Source organism: Streptomyces sp. NPDC055506, from assembly GCF_053643595.1.
In genome coordinates this window covers 1-14,586 of the sequence record NZ_JBSHKH010000040.1, presented here as the reverse complement: position 1 = coordinate 14,586, position 14,586 = coordinate 1, and the positions used below count along the sequence as shown (strand labels likewise).

The 14,586-nt window shown below is 70.9% G+C and carries 13 protein-coding genes; 4 read left to right on the top strand and 9 right to left on the bottom strand.

The window, feature by feature from the left end; genetic code table 11:
• From ACWIF2_RS17520 to ACWIF2_RS17480, 9 genes are all read right to left on the bottom strand, one after another.
• Complete coding sequence (locus ACWIF2_RS17520) at positions 1 to 528, bottom strand: hypothetical protein (RefSeq protein ID WP_454361310.1); 528 nt, start codon at positions 526 to 528, stop codon at positions 1 to 3.
• Positions 525 to 2,186: a class I adenylate-forming enzyme family protein gene (locus ACWIF2_RS17515; RefSeq protein ID WP_454361308.1), complete on the bottom strand. Its 1,662-nt coding sequence runs from the start codon at positions 2,184 to 2,186 to the stop codon at positions 525 to 527. Before ACWIF2_RS17515 ends, ACWIF2_RS17520 begins: the two co-directional genes overlap by 4 nt.
• A complete protein-coding gene (locus ACWIF2_RS17510; RefSeq protein WP_454361306.1) occupies positions 2,173 to 2,904 on the bottom strand; it encodes a hypothetical protein in 732 nt (243 codons plus the stop codon). Before ACWIF2_RS17510 ends, ACWIF2_RS17515 begins: the two co-directional genes overlap by 14 nt.
• Complete coding sequence (locus ACWIF2_RS17505; RefSeq protein WP_454361305.1) at positions 2,901 to 4,358, bottom strand: beta-ketoacyl-[acyl-carrier-protein] synthase family protein; 1,458 nt, start codon at positions 4,356 to 4,358, stop codon at positions 2,901 to 2,903. Before ACWIF2_RS17505 ends, ACWIF2_RS17510 begins: the two co-directional genes overlap by 4 nt.
• Positions 4,348 to 4,638 carry an acyl carrier protein gene (locus ACWIF2_RS17500; RefSeq protein WP_454361303.1) on the bottom strand — a complete coding sequence of 97 codons (291 nt, stop codon included), beginning with the start codon at positions 4,636 to 4,638 and terminating at the stop codon, positions 4,348 to 4,350. Before ACWIF2_RS17500 ends, ACWIF2_RS17505 begins: the two co-directional genes overlap by 11 nt.
• Entirely contained in the window at positions 4,635 to 4,910 is a 276-nt protein-coding gene (locus ACWIF2_RS17495) for an acyl carrier protein (protein WP_454361301.1), read from the bottom strand. The genes ACWIF2_RS17500 and ACWIF2_RS17495 overlap by 4 nt, the downstream gene beginning before the upstream one ends.
• Before the next feature lie 102 nt (positions 4,911 to 5,012).
• The gene (locus ACWIF2_RS17490) at positions 5,013 to 6,425 is read right to left on the bottom strand and encodes a class I adenylate-forming enzyme family protein (RefSeq protein ID WP_454361299.1); all 1,413 of its coding nucleotides are present in this window, start codon (positions 6,423 to 6,425) and stop codon (positions 5,013 to 5,015) included.
• Positions 6,426 to 6,431: 6 nt separating this feature from the next.
• Entirely contained in the window at positions 6,432 to 7,646 is a 1,215-nt protein-coding gene (locus ACWIF2_RS17485) for a 3-dehydroquinate synthase II family protein (RefSeq protein WP_454361297.1), read from the bottom strand.
• Entirely contained in the window at positions 7,643 to 8,461 is an 819-nt protein-coding gene (locus tag ACWIF2_RS17480; RefSeq protein WP_454361295.1) for a 2-amino-3,7-dideoxy-D-threo-hept-6-ulosonate synthase, read from the bottom strand. Before ACWIF2_RS17480 ends, ACWIF2_RS17485 begins: the two co-directional genes overlap by 4 nt.
• 411 nt (positions 8,462 to 8,872) lie before the next feature.
• Between ACWIF2_RS17480 and ACWIF2_RS17475 the strand changes: the two genes are divergently transcribed.
• The 4 genes from ACWIF2_RS17475 (at position 8,873) to ACWIF2_RS17460 (ending at position 14,583) form a co-directional block, all read left to right on the top strand.
• Complete coding sequence (locus tag ACWIF2_RS17475) at positions 8,873 to 10,219, top strand: MFS transporter (RefSeq protein WP_454361294.1); 1,347 nt, start codon at positions 8,873 to 8,875, stop codon at positions 10,217 to 10,219.
• A gap of 232 nt (positions 10,220 to 10,451) precedes the next feature.
• Positions 10,452 to 11,411, top strand: a complete 960-nt coding sequence (locus ACWIF2_RS17470) for an alpha/beta hydrolase (protein WP_454361293.1) — start codon at positions 10,452 to 10,454, stop codon at positions 11,409 to 11,411.
• 99 nt (positions 11,412 to 11,510) lie between these two features.
• Positions 11,511 to 12,758, top strand: coding sequence for an FUSC family protein (locus tag ACWIF2_RS17465; protein ID WP_454361292.1), 1,248 nt, complete (start codon positions 11,511 to 11,513; stop codon positions 12,756 to 12,758).
• 307 nt (positions 12,759 to 13,065) lie between these two features.
• Entirely contained in the window at positions 13,066 to 14,583 is a 1,518-nt protein-coding gene (locus ACWIF2_RS17460; RefSeq protein ID WP_454361290.1) for a catalase, read from the top strand.
• Positions 14,584 to 14,586: the final 3 nt, after the last annotated feature.

Genomic DNA, 14,586 nt, shown 5'->3' with positions numbered 1-14,586 from the left:
TCAGCCCTCCCGGTCCGGGGCGACCCGCATCAGCAGGCGGCACGCCTTGTCGCCGTCGCGCAGACAGCTCTCGGCCCGGTTCTCGGTCAGGGTCACGCCGAGCCCCTCGGACCAGCCCGCGTGGATATCGGTGCAGGGACACCGGTAGCCCTCCAGCGAACCGGCCATCCGCACCATGGTGATGGCGAAGTTCCGGCGCAGCGTGAGGACGATGCTGTCGTCGCCCGCGACCTCGGTGGAGGCGTTGCGCAGTTCCGGCGGGAACATGCGGTCACCGCACTCGTCGTAGCGGCGGCGCAGTTCCTCCAGGTCCTTGCCGGTGTCACCGCTCTCGGGCAGCGGGCCCGACCGTCGGGCAACGCGCTGCCCGACGTGCACGGCCACCTTGCGCATCGCCTCCGCGTTGATCTCGTTCGCGGCCTCCTGCCCGAAACGCCCGGCCACCCCCTGGTACCAGTGGGCGTCGTGCTGCCACCACAGTCGGTACGCGTCCACCGTCTGCGCGCGGTGGTTGGTCCCGTCACTCACTCCTGCCCCCTGGCGGCGAACCGGTCGCGCATCACGCGTTTGAGTACCTTGCCCGTGGCGCCCTTGGGCACTTCGTCAGGTTCCATCCGCAGGGCCCGGGCCACCAGGGGGAACCCGGCGGCCGCCAGGACCGCGTTGACCCGCCCGGTCCAGGACTCGCCGTCGCCTGCCGGAGCGCCGTCGTCCGCGAGCTGGAGCAGCGCGTACGCCTCGGCCTCTCCCCCGCCGTCCCAGTCCGCCCGTACGCCCTCGGGGGCCACCCCGACGACCGTGCAGTCGGCCAGTTCGGGCAGCTCCCTCAGGAGGAGTTCCTCGGTCCGGGTGCTGAACAGGATCCCGTCGCGGGTCCGGATCGCGTCGGGCGCCCGGTCGAGGTGGTAGAAGTTGCCGTCCTCGTCCTGGTGGGCGAGGTCCCCGGTGAGCCAGTAGCCGCCCAGCCGCAGCCGGTTCCAGGTCAGCGAGTCGTTCCAGTAACCGGGCGTGAGGGTCGGCGACTTCAGGCCGAGGCGGCCGATCCGCCCCGGCGGCAGCGGGGTGCCGTCCTCGGCGAGCACGGCGGCCTCGGCGAAGCTGATCGGCTTGCCGACGCAGCGCGAGTAGGCCGAGGTGTCCTTGGTGTGCCGGTTGTGGAAGACGGAGTAGCCCGCCTCGGACGAGCCGAGCCCGTCCACGAAGACGGAGCCCTCGACCCGGGTACGCCGCAGATCCCGCCCGATCCTCTCGTGGCTGCCGTACCGCACCAGGGCCCGGATGTGCGCCTCGTGCGCGGCGTCCCCGGTGTTGAACCACACCTGGACACTGTCCAGTCGGCGATCGGTCAGGTCCTCTGCGGCCATCTCGCCGAAGGTCCCGGCGAAGGCCAGCACCGTGGTCGGCCGGAACTCCTCGATGGCATCCAGTACGTCGCTGCCGCGCCGGCTGGAGAGCAGCTTGATGTCCGTGCGGAGCAGGAGGCAGTACAGCAGGGTCGCCACCATGGCGTTGTGCGCGCCCGGCAGCCCGACCAGGGTGCGCTCCATATCGGTCCCGGTGGAGTAGCGCAGCCGGTGCACCTGCGCGTACATCAGCGTCCGGTGGGTGTGCGGAACCCCCTTGGGCGTGCCGGTGGTTCCGGACGAGTGCGAGATGAGCACCGGGTCGGTCGGGTCGTGCCGGTACGGGTACGACGACGGCAGGGCCGCGCGGTCCGCGGGCCCGATGCCGGCGGCGGTGACACAGAAGCCGAGACCCGATCCCGACAGCACCGCCTGGTGTTCCGGGTCCGTGAAGGCCCCCACGGCGCCCTGTCCGCGCACGTACTCCCGGGCGGTCTCCGGGGCCAGGTTGCCGTTGACGAACGAGGGGATCGCGCCGAGGGACGTCAGCGCCAGGAAGTTCACCGCGAACTCGGTGCTGGAGTGGGAGTGCACGGCGACCGGGTCGCGGGGCCGCACTCCGCGTGCGGCGTACCAGCCGGCGTAGGTCTCGACGGCCTCGGTCAGCCGCCCGAGCGTCAGCACCCGCGGACGGCTGCCGTCCGGCGCCTGCCAGCTGCCGTCCGTGCGCAGCACCGGCTCGTCGAGCGGGCGGCCGTACGCCTTCAGGCGCTCCAGGACGTTGCCGGCGCCCAGTTCGGTGTCGGAGCAGATCCGGGCGCGCTCCTGCCTACTGATGAGCATGGGTCCGCGTCGCCTTCCTTACCTCGGAGTGGGTGGCCGCCAGGTCGAAGAGGCCCTGGATGCTTCCGGGGCGGGCGGCGGTCCCGGCATCGCCGTCGTGCGTCTCGTCCGCTCGGACCGTCACGGGAGCTCCGTCGCCGGGCCGGGCGAGCAGCAGCGCGGCCGCCCGGCCGGCGTTCGCGGGAAGGCCGGCCAACGGGGGCTCGCCTACGGCCATTTCCCGGTGTACGGCTGCCGCCCGCTCACCGCCGCCCAGCTCCACGCCCAGCACGAGCACCCTGCCCAGCTCCGGGTCCTCCAGCAGGAGGTCCGCCAGCGCCAGCAGTTCGGTCAGCGCGTCGTCGAGGGTGGAGAGGCTGAACATCTGCCCGGTGATCCCGAACTCCCGGCTCATATGGCCCAGTACGGAGTTGGGGGTGGCCTGCATGAACAGCAGCGGGTTGTGGACCCGGCCGGCGACCATACGGCGGCTGGCCAGGTCCGCGGTGGTGGTGTCGCCCATCAGGCCGGCCAGTGCAACGGCGGTCCGGGACCCGTCCCCTGGAACTTCGGCCAGGCACTGCCTGGCGACCTCGTACGCCAGCGGGCTGAACGCCGACTCCACGAACCCGGGCAGCCTCGGCAGCTCGATGTCGTCCGGGAACCCGGTGCCGTGGGTCGCGGTGGCGCTCGCCAGGATGCCGAGGGGTGAGCGGGGTACGGGTTTGTCCGTCGTCACGGCCGCTCCAGCACGAGTGCGGTGTTGGCGCCCCCGAAGGCGGCGTTGATGGTGAGGGCCCGGCGTGGGTCGGCCCGGCGCGGCCGGTTCGGCACGTAGTCGAGGTCGCACTCCGGGTCGGGCCGGGTGAACCCGGCGGTCGGCGGCAGCACCCCGTCCGTCAGGGCCAGCGTCGTGATGACGAACTCCACGATGCCCGCCGCCTCCAGGAGGTGCCCGGTGGTGCTCTTGGTCGAGCTCACCGGGATCGAATCGGCCCGCTTCCCGAGGGCGGCTCGCAGCCCCCGGGTCTCGGCGCCGTCGTTGTACCGGGTGCCGGTGCCGTGGGCGTTGACATAGCCGAGGGCCGCCCCGTCCGGGTCGCCGGCCAGCCGCAGCGCCTGCCGTGCGGCCCGGGCCAGGCCGGCTCCCTCGGGATGCGGCTGGGCGATGTGGTGGGCGTCCGTCGCCGCGCCCCAGCCCACCACGGACGCCAGCGGCCGGGCACCGCGCCGCCGGGCGTGCTCGGCGGACTCCAGTACGACGGCCGCTACTCCGTCGCCGAGCAGCAGCCCGCTGCGGTCGGCGCTGAACGGGCGCACCATGCCGTCGCGGGAGAGGGCCCGGCCGGAGTCGAATTTGCCGAAGGTCTCCTCCTCCACCAGGTATCCGCCCGCGCAGACCACCACGTCGATCCGGCCGGAGGAGATCAGCCGGCAGGCGTGGATGATCGCGGCGGCGGAGGCGACACAGGCGTTGGTGAAGGTGAGCCGGGGCCCGGTCAGCCCGAGCTGACCGGCCAGCAACTCGGCGAGCCGCGCGGGCACGGCGTCGGCGTACCGCGCAGCGGCCCCGCCGCCCGGCTCGCCAACGGGCCCGGCCTTGGGCATGACGCCGACGTTCATGCCCACGAGCTCACCGGCAGCGCCGCTCGGGCCAGTGTCCCGATTCCGGCCCACGCACTCACCGGCAGCGCCGCTCGGGGCAACGCCCCCGTCCCGGCTCGTTCCCTCGCCCGCAGCGCCGTTCAGCACAACATCCGCGATCCGGCCCACGCCCTCACCGGCCGCACCGCTCGGGACAGCGCCCCCGTTCCGCCCCGCGCCCCCGCCCTCAGCCCCGCCCCCCGATACGGACGTCGCCGCATCCGGCCGGTTCCGCCAGTAGCGCGTGACGCTGGTGTGGTCGCCGGCCACCCCGAGCAGGATCGCCGCCTCCGTGCCCGGGCCGAGGCCGGCCATGTCGAGGGCTTCCGTGCCGCAGCGGGCGAGTGCGTGGCGCAGGGCCCAGTCCTCGACCGCGTCGGGTCCGTCGGGTTCGGCGGCAGCCATGGGCGTGCGGTACGGGCCGGTGTCGAACCGCGTGGTGGGGCGGAACGCGGGGACCCCCGCGAAGACCCCGCGCCGGAGGGCATCCGCGCCCGTGCCGAACGCGGTACGTATGCCGAAGCCGGTGATCGTCACGTCACCGCTCATCCCGGCCGCTCCCTTCCGCCCGGTCGGTCTGCGCCGCGCGCAGATATCCGGTGAGCCGCCGCAGTGAGGTCAGCCCGGCGATGTCCTCGTCGGTGGGCTCGACGACCAGGCCGTAGCGCTCCTCGACCACATGGAGGAGCCACACCAGCCCGAGGGAGTCCAGTACCAGTTCGGCGTCCTCGCCGAGGTCGTCGGGCAGCCCGGGGAAGACCTTGCGGTCCGACAGCAACTGCCGGACGGTGTCGGTGGTGATGGGGGACGGCACCGCTTCCGTGCTCATGCCCGCGCACCGCGTCGGACGACGTCGGCGACGAGTCCGCCGAGGGTCAGGGAGGCCAGCGGCTCGATGTCGGTGTCCGGGATCTCCACGCCGAACCGGGACTCCAGCCGCATCGTGAGCTCGATCAGGCTGAGCGAGTCGACGTCCAGCCCGCCGACGGTCACCGGGCTCTCGTCGGTGATGCCCTCACGGCTGGTCAGGATGTTCATCTCGTCGATGACCGCGGTCAGGACGAACTCGCGGATCTCTTCTTCCAGGGTCGATGTGCTCATGGTCGGAGAACTCCAGTGAGAGGTACCGGTGGGTGAATCGGGGAGGCGGGGGGGAATCGGGGGGATCGCGCGGAAGGTGTTCGGGCGGCGGCCGGGGCCGGCCTACGACGCACCGCCCGCCGCCGCTCGCAACGCCGCCGCCTGGCGCAGCAGCTTCCCGTTGGACGTACGCGGCAGGGTCTCCAGCAGCCGGATCACCCTCGGCAGCTTGTAGTCGGCCAGCCGCTCCCGGCACCACCGCAGCAGTTCCTCCGCGGACGGCTCCCCGGCATCGGCGGCCACCGCGACATACGCCTCGGTCACGCCGTCGTGGACCAGGACCGCCTGCTCGACCGCCGGGTGCTCGCGGAGCACGTGCTCGACCTCGGTGAGATCAACCTTCAGACCGCCGGTCACGACGAGCGAGTCGGCCCGGCCGTGCACGCTGACCGCCCCGGTGTCGTCCACGGTGGCCCGGTCCCGGGTGTGCAGCCAGCCGTCCGCGTACTGCATACCGCCCGAGTCGAAGAGGTACGGCGATTCGGCCAGCGCCACGTCGAGTTCGCCCCGGTACTGCCGTACCACGACGCCCGGTGCGGCCCGGCCGACCGAGGGCCGCAGCGCGCCGCCGACATCGATGGCGACGATGCCGGTCTCGGTGGTGCCATAGGCTTCGCCGACCGGGACGCCGTACCGTTCGGCGAACCGCGCCGCGACCCGCGGGGGCATCAGCTCGCCGCCCGACACCGCGATCCGCAGCTCGGGCAGGGCGGGCGGATCGAGGGCGGACGCGAGGAGTTCGAAGTGCGTCGGCACTCCGAACAGGGCAGTGACCCGATGGTCCACCGCGGTCCGCAGGATGTCGCGGGCGGAGACGCGGGGCGCGAACACCACGGAGACACCGGCACCCAGCGAGTACAGCAGTCCGCCGATCAGTCCGAAGCTGTGCGCTGTCGAACTGAGCAGCAGCAGTCGGTCGCCCTCCCCCGGCATGCCGGGGACCGTGGCGAACGCGTCCACTTCGGCGGCGAGCGAGCGCACGGTCCTGCCGATCACTTTCGGCCGCCCCGTGGAGCCCGAGCTGAACTGCACCAGCCGGTGCCCGGTGGCGGCCGGCCGGCCGGTCCTGCGGCACTCGGTGGTGATCTCGTACTCGGGCCGGAAACCGAACGCCGCCCGGACGTTGGACCCGGCGCCGACGAGGAACTGCGGCCGGCAGACCGCGCAGAGGGCCTCCACCTCGGCCGGTTTGAGCCGGAAGTCGAGGAGCAGCACCTGGGCGCCGAGCCGCCACAGGGCGAGCAGCACCTCCACCTGGGTGAAGCTGGGCGGTGTCCGCAGGCCGACAGTGCTGCCGGGGCCGATGCCGTATCCGGCGAACACGGCGGCCTGTTTGGCCACCCGCTCACGTAACTCCCTGCGGTTGACCATCTCCTGGCGATGTATCAGGAACGGCAGGTCGTCGTCCCGGGCGTCGAACAGCCGCTGGACGAGGGAGTCCATCGAGTCGGCCGTGTTCGGTGCGCGTTCGCCCATGGGGCCTCAGACCTCCTTGCAGAACTCGCCGATGGGCAGGCCGACATGGCGCTTGTCCGTGGCCAGGTAGCCGAGCAGTTCGTCACCGGTGCGCAGTTCGGTGACGTTGAGGACCTTCCCGCCCGGTCCGAGCACCCGTACGTGCCAGTCGTCCTGCACGGTCAGGCTGACCAGCCGTCCGTCCTCGGCGTGGGTGCGGATCTCCAGCAGCGGCCGGGACTCCAGCTTGGCCCGGCCGACGACGACCCGCCGGGTGCGGCCGTCGGCACCGACCGCCAGCAGGACGCTGCCGGAGCCCACCTCGCTCAGGTAGCTGGTGCGGTTGTCCGGTCCGAGCGTGTACGAGTGCAGGGCCCCGGCGTTGACCCGGAACGGCCGGGTCGGCATGTACGGCAGCGGATGGGTCTCGCTGCAGCACAGCACGAACCCGGAGGAGTACGAGCCGACGAGGATGCCTTCGTCCTCCTCGAAGTGGGAGCAGGTGTCCACGCAGACCCGGTCGCCGAGTCCGACGTGCCGGATGCTCTCCACGGTCAGCGTGGACAGCTTCAACTGGGGTGTCGTGGCCTCGAGCAGCCGTGCCAGCGCGAACACCTCGTCGGCGCTGCGGGGCGTGAACAGGATGCCGTCCGAGCCGCGTTCGAGGACGTCGAAGACGATCGCCGCCTCCTCCAGGCCGTCGACGACGGTCACCAGCTTGCCGTCGGCGGACTCGGCCGCGGCCAGCACGATCTCCAGCGGGATCTTGGTCGGGTCGGCGAAGTGGATGACGGTGTACGGCAGTTTCATGGCACCCGCGCACGACAGCTGGAGCGTGCGGTCGTCGCGTACGTCGACGATGCCGGCGGCGGGTGTGCCACCGGCGGCGCGGTTGCCCGCGGCGAGGGCGTCCAGCTCGTCCTCGGTGCCGAACCTCCGCAGCAGGACGTCGATCCCGGTACCGGCCGGGGAGCTTCCGGGCCTGGACGGGGACCCGGCGTCGGCCGCGTCCTTCACCTCCTTGGCGCCGGTGCCCTTGCCCTCCTTGTCACCGGGCTTCTTCCCGGCGGCCGGGGCCCAGCCCTCGGGTGCCAGCACCCGGGTGACGGTCGGGGGCAGCGTCGCGAGCAGCTCGGCATCGGCGGCCACCACCCCGGCCATCCGGGCGTGGACGGCCGCGTCCACCACCGCCTGGAGCTGACGGCCGGGGACTTCCCGCAGATCGATCCATGCGAACCTCATGCGACTCCTGCCACGAACGTCGAGGGGCTGGTCATGCTCATGTCATGCGAGGTGCCGATGTCGCCGTGCACGACCGCGGAGAGGCGGGACACCAGGGAGGCGGGCGAAGGGGCCGAGAAGATCCGGCGGCCGACGGCCAGCCCCCGGCAGCCGGTGGCCATCACGGCGGTGCCGTACTCGACGAGGTCGGAGCCGTCCGGCGGGCCTCCCGCCGCGAGGACGGGGATGGGGCTGCCCGCCACCACCTCCGCCATCCGCTCGACCGGCAGGGCGACGGAGGTCTTCACCATGTCCGCGCCCAGGTCCGCTGCGACGTTGGCCAGGTGCGCCAGGAGGAAGGGATCGCGCGGGTCCTCGATCCGGGGGCCGCGAGGGTAGACCATCGCGATGAGCGGCATGCCCCACTCGTCGCAGGAGCGGGCCACCGCCCCCAGATCGGCGAGCTGCCGCGCTTCGGTGTCCGAGCCGATGTTCACATGGACGCTGACCGCGTCCGCCCCGAGCCGCAGGGCCTCTTCGACATCGGCGACCAGCACCTTGGCGTGGACGTCGGCGGAGCAGGCCGTACTGGCGCTCAGATGCACCACCAGCGCGCAGTTCTTCAGGATGTCCGGCGCGAACGCGCGGGCACGTCCCTTGTGGACGATGATCCCGTCGGCCCCGCCGTCCACCAGCGCCCGCAGCAGATCGTCCCACTGGCCGGCGGGGACGATCGGGCCGTCGGAAACGCTGTGATCGAGGGGAACAAGCAGATGCCGGCCGTCACCCGCCAGCGAAAGTCTTCTCAAGCGTAATAACTTGCCGGTTTTCAGCATGGGTAATACGCCTCCCCAGCCGGTGGCCGCATAAAGTCCGAAAAACGATGGTCGTAGAACTTTCAAGTTGCGCCGTGGTGAGCATTTCCCGTGCGGCGGGCGGTTGGCAAGGCGTGACCATCGGTCAATTTTTATGCGTGCGTCGGAATTAATATTGACAGCAATGTGACAGGCGCAGCGGGATTGACGACGGCACGGGGTGATGTTCGTTGCACTCTATGCGCGTTGGTGCGGTCTGACCCCGCCCGTGGCCGCATCGGGCGCTTTGTTGTGGATGCCACGTGTAAACGGCCGGCTATTCTTCCGCCGGGCCTGCGGTCTCGTTCGATAATTCGGACGACCTGATTTCCCTGAAGCTCCCTCGGATGCTTCCTTGTCGAATTCGAATTTCCGGGCCTAGGGTGACTTCCCATGCCCGAATCACCGTCCACAACCGGTCCGGAGACAGCCGCCGCCCGAGCCGCCGAGCGGACCGAGGCCCCGCGGGTCGCCGTCGCGAGCCTGGTCGGCACCACGATCGAGTACTACGACTTCGCGGTGTACGGCACGGCCTCCGCGCTCGTCCTCGGCCCCGCCTTCTTCCCGTCCGGCAACCCCACCGTCTCCTCACTCGCCGCGTTCCTCACCTTCGCCGCGGCGTTCCTGTCCCGGCCCCTCGGCGTCGTCCTGTTCGGGACGATCGGTGACCGGCTGGGCCGAAGACAGGCCCTGGTCGCCTCCCTCTTACTGATGGGCGTGGCCACGGTCGGCGTGGGACTGCTGCCCACGTACGAGACCGCCGGACTCCTCGCTCCCGTCCTGCTGGTGACACTCCGTCTGCTCCAGGGCCTCAGCATGGGCGGCGAGTGGGGCGGGGCGGTGCTGCTCGCCGCGGAGCACGCACCGCCCGGCCGCCGCGCCCTGTACGCGTCCGTGCCGCAGGCCGGCCCCTCGCTCGGCTTCCTGCTGTCCAGTGCCGTCATCCTGCCCACGCTCGAGATCGCCGGCCGGGACGGCTTCACCGACTGGGCCTGGCGCATCCCGTTCCTGCTCAGCACCGTGCTCGTCGTGATCGGCCTGTGGGTGCGTACGACGGTCTCCGAGTCACCCATGTTCCGCGACGCGGCTCATCGCACCGCACGGACACCGGCCCCTGCGCCGGGGTCCCGCTTTCCGCTGGCCAGGCTGCTCAAGCGGTATCCCGGCCGGCTGCTGCTCGGCACCGGCGCGGCGATCGGCGGTTCGGCCGTCTACTACCTGACGATCGTCTACAGCCTGTCGTACGGCCCGAAGGAACTGGGCATCCCCCAGAACACGATGCTGACCGCCGCGAGCGTCGGCGCCGCGGCCGGCATCGCCATCACCCTCCCGGTCGCCAGGCTGTCCGACCGGATCGGCCGCCGCCCGGTGATGCTGACCGGAACCGTCGGCTGCGTGCTGTGGGCGGTGCCCATGTACGCGTCCCTGAGCTCGCGCGACGCCTGGCTGATCACCGGTGCCTACACGGTCGGCCTCATGCTGCTCGCGCTCATGTTCTCCCCGGTGGCCGCGTTCCTCCCCGAGCTGTTCCCCGCCCGGCTGCGCTACAGCGGAGCCTCCGCGGCCTTCATTCTCGCCAACACCCTCGGCGGCGGCTTCGCCCCGCTGGTCGCCACCTGGCTGAACAACCGCTGGGACTCCCCGCTCGTCCTGGGCTTCTACACCGGCGGCCTCTGCCTGCTGAGCCTGCTGTGTCTGCTGGCCCTCCCGGAGACCCGCGACCACGAGTTCGACACCTGACGGTTCATGCCCGGACGGTGGGGCGAACGTCGATGTCGCTCCCCGGTCCGTTGGAAGTGCTCCTTCGGCGGGTGTTAGATGGGGAGGGTCACGAACGTGGAGATGTGCCGCAACGGCGGGCGGCCACCAGGCCGCGAGTGCCTGGTGGTCGGGAGATTCCGGTGCGTGACGAGTCGGCGCAGCACGCTCTTGGCAAAGTTCATGTCCGAGCCTTCGCGTGAGGAGTGCTGTCATGACTGCTGCCGGCACGATCGTCCTTGAGCCTGCGGCGCAGAAGGTCGCCGACGGGTTCTCGAAACCGCCGTTCCTGTACGAGATGGCGCCTGCCGATGCCCGGAAGGTCCTCGCGGACGCGCAGTCCGCCCCGGTCGGCAAGCTCCCGGTCGACGAAGAGTGGATCACGGTGCCCAGCCAGGTCGGGGACGTCCGGGTCCGCATCGTCAAGCCGCGGGGCACCACCGGCACGCTGCCGGTCATTGTGTACATGCACGGTGGAGGCTGGATCCTCGGCAACGCCGAAACCCACGACCGCCTCGTGCGCGAACTCGCCGTCGGCGCCGGCGCGGCGCTGGCGTTCGTGGAGTACCCGAACTCGCCGGAAGCCCACTACCCGACCGCGATCGAGCAGGGCTACGCCACCGCGCAGTGGATCACTCGGTACGGGGCGTCCAAGGGCCTGGACGCCGGCCGCATGGCGGTGGCCGGCGAATCGGTGGGCGGCAACATGGCGGCCGCGCTGGCGCTGATGGCCAAGGAGCGCGGCGACGTCACCTTCCTGCAGCAGTCGATGTACTACCCGGTCACCGACGCGGCGATGGACACCGCGTCATACGAGCAGTTCGCCACCGGCTACTACCTCACCCGCAAGGCGATGGAGTGGTTCTGGGACGCCTACACCACCGACCCGGCACAGCGCGCCGAGATCACGGCGTCGCCGAACCAGGCCGACACCGAGCAGCTCACCGGGCTGCCGCCCGCCTATGTGTGCGTCGACGAGGCCGACGTACTGCGCGACGAGGGGGAGGCGTACGCCACCAAGCTCCGCTCAGCGGGCGTCCCCGTGACAACCGTGCGTTACGACGGCACCATCCACGACTTCATGCTGCTCAACGCGCTCAGCGAGACCCGGGCCACGCGAGCCGCCATCGACCAGGCCATATCGTTCCTGCGCGGCGGACTCGGAACCGGCTGAAGCCCCCGGAGTCGTTCTCGGCCTCTTCCACGGTCTGCGGTGACCCGCAGGGGGTACCCCCTGCCCGGCAGTCATCGTGGAACGAGAACGGGAGAGAAGATGAGCGAAGCCGCTGCTGGAGCACCGCGTCCGCAGGCGGCATCCCCGGGCCGGACGGCCCGGGTGCGGCAGTGGTTCGGCCGGGCGGGTTCGGACGGGCACGAGCGGCACACCCTGGCCCTCATCGGCAAGAGCACCCTCGCGGCCACCATCGCCTGGGTGATCGCCCGCGATGTCATGGCCGCGCAGTCGCCGGCGTTCGCGCCGTTCTCCGCGGTGCTGATCATGCAGGTCACCGTCTACCAGTCGCTGGTGCAGGCCCTGCGCTACGTCGGTGCGGTCGCCGTGGGCGTGGGACTGCAGGGAGTACTGGGCCTGCTGGCCGGCCCTCACCTGCTCACGTTCGTGCTGGTGACGCTGGCGGCCCTGGCCATCGGACGGTGGCGGCCCCTCGGTTCCCAGGGCTCCCAGGTGGCCACCGCGGCGTTCTTCGCCTTCTCCACCTACGTCGCCGCGACCAGCGACGCACAGCGCTGGTCCCAGCTCGGGCAGATCATCGTGCTCGTGCTCATCGGCTGCGGCATCGGCGTCGTGGTGAACACACTGGTGCTGCCTCCCCTGCGCTACCGCAGCGCGGAGTACGGCGTCCACACCCTCGCCCATTCGCTGTGCGACCTCATCGGCGACATGTACCCGGCGCTGCGCGAAGGGAAGCCGGACGAAGAACGCACCCGGCACTGGCGCCGGCGCGCCTCCCACCTGGCACCGATCGTGCAGCAGGCACAGTCTTCGGTCCACACCGCCTGGGAGAGCACGCTCTACAACCCCCGGCGGCTGTGGCGCCGTCATCGCCACCGCACGTCCTTCGACGGATACCAGGCCGTCGTCGACGCCCTGGAACGCGTCTCCGATCAAGTGGCCTCGATGACCCGCAGCCTCGACCAGTGGCACGATGCCCACCCCGGCCGGGAGGGCATCGGCTTCGCCCGCTCCTACGGCGATTTCCTGGCCTCCCTCGCCCACATCGCGGAGTTGCTAGGCCAGGTCGACGAGGACCGTCTGCAGGACCAGGCCCACCAGCTGTGCGAGGCCGCCGCGGAGGCTCAGCGGTGCCGGGACCGGCTGGAGGAAGACGCGCGGGCCGGCTCCCTCCCGCTCAGCGACCCCGCCCAGCCGTACGGCATCCTCATGGCCGAAGCCGCCCGGCTGACCGACGAGTTCCAGCACACCTGCGATGTGCTCAAGCACGGCGTCGACACAGCCCACGCCACATCCCCCGCCGCCGCGGCGGGATCCGGGCAGGGCTGAGCCCGCCGTGTCCTTCGCACCGGCCAAGACCGGACCGTCGTACCCGAGTTGTGTGCCCGGGCTCCGTCGCGGCGTCCGGCGGGACGAGGGGCCCGCACCCATCCGGGCGAGGGGGTGTCCGCAGGAGAGTGTTTCTTCCGCCCTGTCAGGCAAGACGGACGCAGCCCCGGGAAGATCCACGTATTGGTCGCGAAAGCGATGTTTGTGGCAGCCGAGGAAGGTCACCTGGCCTGAACGGGACCGACAGGCTCCGGGCGCGGGCAGCGTGCCTGGTTCGCCGCTGCTCCGCACGACGAAAGGCAGATTCATGACGGAGACCTCACCTGTCACCACGACCGATTCCGGCGCCCCGGTCGAGAGCGACGAGCATTCGCTCACCGTGGGACCTGCCGGTCCGATCCTGCTGCAGGACGCCTATCTGATCGAGCAGATGGCGCAGTTCAACCGGGAGCGGATCCCCGAGCGCCAGCCTCACGCCAAAGGAAGCGGCGCCTTCGGCCACTTCGAGGTGACCCACGATGTCAGCGCGTACACCAAGGCGGCCGTCTTCCAGCCGGGCACCCGCACCGACCTGGTCACACGCTTCTCGACCGTCGCGGGTGAGCGCGGCAGCCCGGACACCTGGCGCGACCCGCGCGGCTTCGCGGTGAAGTTCTACACCAGCGAAGGCAACTACGACATGGTCGGCAACAACACGCCGGTGTTCTTCGTGAAGGACCCGATGAAGTTCCAGCACTTCATCCGCTCCCAGAAGCGCCGCGCCGACAACAACCTGCGCGACCACGACATGCAGTGGGACTTCTGGACGCTCTCCCCCGAGTCCGCCCACCAGGTCACCTGGCTGATGGGCGACCGCGGCATCCCGCGGACCTGGCGCCACATGAACGGCTACACGTCCCACACCTACATGTGGATCAACGCCGCCGGCGAGCGTTTCTGGGTGAAGTACCACTTCAAGACCGACCAGGGCATCGAGTTCTTCACCCAGCACGAGGCCGACCAGATGGCGGCCGCCGACACGGACTACCACACGCGTGATCTGTTCGAGCACATCCGGGACGGCGAATTCCCCAGCTGGACCCTGTACGTGCAGGTCATGCCGTACGAGGAGGCCGCGGGCTACCGCTTCAACCCCTTCGATCTCACCAAGGTGTGGCCGCACGGCGACTACCCGCTGATCCCGGTCGGCCGTATGACGCTCGACCGCAACCCGACCGACAACCACGCTCAGATCGAGCAGGCGGCCTTCCAGCCCAATAATCTCGTCCCCGGCATCGGCCCCAGCCCGGACCGCATGCTGCTGGCCCGGCTGTTCTCCTACGCGGACGCGCACCGCCACCGGATCGGCGGCAACTACCAGCAGCTTCCGGTGAACGCCCCCGTCGTCGACGTCCACACCTACTCCAAGGACGGGGCGATGGCGTACCGCAACACCACCGACCCGGTGTACGCCCCCAACTCCAAGGGCGGCCCCGCGGCCAACTCCGCGCGCTACTCCCCGCCGAGCTGGGAGGCCGACGGCGCCATCACCCGTGCGGCCTACGTCAGTCATCCCGAGGACGACGACTGGGGCCAGCCCGGCACGATGGTGCGCGAGGTCCTGGACGACGCCGCGCGCGACCGTCTGGTCGACAACGTCGTCGGCCATCTCCTCAACGGCGTCACGGAACCCGTCCTCAAACGGGCCTTCGAGTACTGGTCGAACATCGACAGGAACATCGGCGAACGCATCGCCCAGGGCGTGCGCGACAAGGCGGACGAGAAGGATCCGAAGGCCGCCGAGCAGGGCAATCCCGCACGGCGGGACATGCAGCACAAGGCCTGACGG